Here is a 3481-nt window from a genome sequence, read left to right on the forward strand (position 1 = left end):
TCGAACAGCCGTCGGCGGCAGCCCTTCATGGGAGCCCTTCCCATTATCGGCAGGGCGGCACGGCCTGTCGCCGTACTCACCGTCGTCCTCTCGCTTGGTGCCTGCGTTTCGAGCCCCAATCCGAGCATCGCGGCATCAGTCGACGAGTGTCGTACCGGGACGCTCCGCGAGATCCAGCACTTCGGTCCACCGTCCAGGTCGGCCCCGCCGTGGGGGATGCGAAAAGTTCGGGTTTGTGAGCCGGCCGGGGCCAGCCCCAATCGGGTCCGCACAAGCCGCTGAGCCCGATGCTGCCCGCTTCACTCTGATAGGAAGTCGCCATGACCAAGAGCATGAAGGCCGTCGTCCTCACCCACTTCGGAGGACCGGACGCATTCGAGCTGCGCGAGGTGCCGGTGCCGTCGACGGGTCCGCGTCAGGTGCGCGTCCGCGTGCACGCCACCGCCCTCAACCCGCTCGACCTTCAGATCCGTCGCGGCGATTACAGGGACCACGTACCGCTCCCCGCCATCATCGGTCACGACATCTCGGGCGTTGTCGAGGAGGTCGGATCGGAGATCGATGAGTTCGTCGAGGGCGACGAAGTCTACTACACGCCGCAGATCTTCGGCCGAGCGGGGTCCTACGCCGAGCATCACGTCGCGGACGTAGAGCTTGTCGGCCGAAAGCCGCGGAACCTCACCCACCTCGAGGCCGCAAGCCTGACGCTTGTCGGCGGCACGGTCTGGGAGGCGTTCGTCCAACGCGCGCAGTTAAGCGTCGGCGAGACGATTCTCATCCACGGCGGGGCAGGAGGTGTGGGTACGATCGCGGTCCAGGTTGCAAAGGCGATCGGGGCGCGGGTGATCACGACGGCGCGCGCTAGTGACCACGACTTTGTGCGCTCGCTCGGCGCTGACGACGCGATCGACTTCACCACCGAGGACTACGTGGTGGGGGTATCTCGGCTGACCGAAGGAAAGGGCGTCAACGTCGTTTTCGACACCATCGGCGGCGACACGCTCTCACGGAGCCCCCTGACGCTCGCCGCCTTCGGACGTGTCGTCAGTCTCGTCGACATCGCTAAACCGCAGAACCTCGTCGAGGCCTGGGGCAAGAATGCCGCCTACCACTTCGTGTTCACCCGCCAGAGCCGGGGCAAGCTCGACGCGCTGACGCGTCTCGTCGAGCGTGGTCTGGTGAAGCCCGTGGTCGGGGCGACGCTACCGCTCGCGCGCATGGGAGAGGCCCATGACCTCTTGGAGAACGGCGCCGCGCGGGGCCTACGCGGCAAGGTTACGATCGACGTCGCGGGCGAGGTGCTCGCTTTGCCCCCTGTCCGACGGGCCGCCTGACGCGACACGCGGACGACCGACAGCTCCGTCAATACCCTCCCGCGATCAGCAAAATTGGAAATCAACCATGCAATGGGAATCTCGGCTGGTTGAAAACTCGACTTGCCTCGGAAAAGTGGAGAGCTCTTTTCCTGAAGGAGGAGGTCTCCGATGTCAGAACCCAAGCAGCAGTTCACACCTGAGTTTCGTGCGGAGGCGGTCCGGCTCGCCCAGACGAGCGGTCGTTCCCGCCGCGAGGTCGCTGCCGATCTCGGGATTGGGCTCTCGACGTTGCGTAACTGGATCGACGGGCGGCGTGATCGGGAGATGGATGCGCCGCCCTCCGACCGTCAGGAGGACATGGCCGCCGAGTTGAAGCGCCTGCGGCGCGAGAATGAGGTGCTGCGCCAGGAACGGGAGATCCTGAAGCGGGCCACGGCTTTTTTCGCCAAAGAGGGAAGTCGATGAGGTTCCAGCTCATCGATGAGGCGAAGAAGGAGTTCCCCGTCCAGCGTCTGTGCAAGGTCCTCGACGTCAGCCCGAGCGGTTACTTCGCCTGGAAAACCGGCCCGCCTCTCGCCGTCAGCGTGAGGACCTAGTCCTGCTCGCCCATGTCCGCTCGGCTTTTTCGCTCTCGCACGAGACGTATGGCAGTCCCCGCATGACGCACGAGCTGCGCGAGCAGGGTCTGATGGCAGGGCGGCGACGCGTGGCTCGGCTGATGCGGGAGAACGGGCTCAGGGCCCGTCAGCCTCGACGCTTCCGGCGTACGACCGACAGCCAGCATGCTTTTCCGGTGGCACCCAACCGGCTCGATCAGGACTTCGCCGCCGCCGCACCGAACGAGAAGTGGGGCACCGACCTCTCCTACATCTGGACGCGGGAGGGCTGGCTGTATCTGGCGGTGGTGATCGACCTCTACGCGCGGCGAGTCGTGGGCTGGGCGGCTGGCGACCGGCTACACAAGGAACTGGCTCTGACCGCCTTGCGACGAGCCCTGGTGATGCGAAGGCCAGCAGCAGGTTTGCTCCATCATTCCGATCGCGGTAGTCAGTATTGTTCAAACGAGTACCAAGCCGAACTCCGACGACATGGCATCGTGATCTCGATGTCCGGCAAGGGAAATTGCTACGACAATGCTATGGTCGAGACGTTCTTCAAGACGATCAAGAGCGAACTCGTCTGGCGTACCGTCTTCCAAACCCGGGCCGAGGCGACAAAGGCTCTGGCCCGCTACATCGACGGCTTCTACAATCCCTGCCGGCGCCATTCGGCGCTAGGCTTCGTCAGCCCTGCCCAGTTCGAGAAGCGCAGCGCCAACCAAACCGCTCCCCACTAAAACGAAGCAAGTCCAAACACCTACAACCGTGTTCGGCCGCACTCTTCCTTGGGCTACCGGCCACCCGCGCCCGTTACGTTCCCGGATCTGGCCTTCCGCCTACCCATGGCCCCCACCATGCAGTAGCCTTCCAATTGGCGCGGTCCAAAATACCGGTCAGGTCACCTCATCGACCTCAACGCCAAGCAGGCAGCGATCCGAGCTGGCGACAGCCCCAGGTCGACCAAGGTCGCAGGATCGGGGCTGATGAAGGATGCAAAAGCTCTCGGTGCCAGAAAAACCATTGGTGACGATGGGTGGACGGCCTGCTGCAGTAAATCTTGCGCCCGCATAAGGCCGCCGACCTTCGAAGTCTGTCAGCTAAATGAACCGAACCCTTCGAAGCAATTGAACGGGTCCGAAGGTGCCCTGTCCTCTGTCTGATCCGTTGGCGCAGGATCTGCCGGGCTAGGCGGCATCAACGTAGGTGGAATTGGATAGATCTCGTCAGAGACGGATGCGAGCGGCGAGTCGGTGCGATCGTGCTGCACGTCTTTGGTCATCCAGGCTCCTGGGTTTTGGCGCCGCGCTTACGGCGCAGCTTGGATTAACCAGTGCGTTCCGATCTGGAAACCGTCCTTAGGTTGCAGTGCGATGAGTTTATGGTCCTATGCGTGCCCTGACTATGAACGCCGTCGAGTTCATCAAGGAGTTGACCGACGCTGCGTGCGCAGCCTTTTCCGCTCGCCAGGCATCGCTGAAGCCGGCTCAAGCTGTCAGCAATGACAAGCATCACGATCGCCCTCTGAGGTGCAGGGCTCGACGGATTCGCACGCGATCTGCGCAACCT

At 63.4% G+C, this 3481-nt stretch carries 1 protein-coding gene and 1 pseudogene; both read left to right on the plus strand.

From position 1 onward, the window contains the following. Nucleotides 1-320 precede the first annotated feature (320 nt). On the plus strand, nt 321-1334 hold the full coding sequence (locus K2Y56_RS25865; protein ID WP_292514915.1) for a zinc-dependent alcohol dehydrogenase family protein: 1014 nt from the start codon (nt 321-323) through the stop codon (nt 1332-1334). A gap of 150 nt (nt 1335-1484) precedes the next feature. After that, a pseudogene (locus K2Y56_RS25870) lies at nt 1485-2652 on the plus strand (IS3 family transposase). Nucleotides 2653-3481 lie beyond the last annotated feature (829 nt).

Source organism: Methylobacterium sp., from assembly GCF_019745455.1.
In the GTDB taxonomy this organism is placed as follows: Bacteria; Pseudomonadota; Alphaproteobacteria; order Rhizobiales; family Beijerinckiaceae; genus Methylobacterium.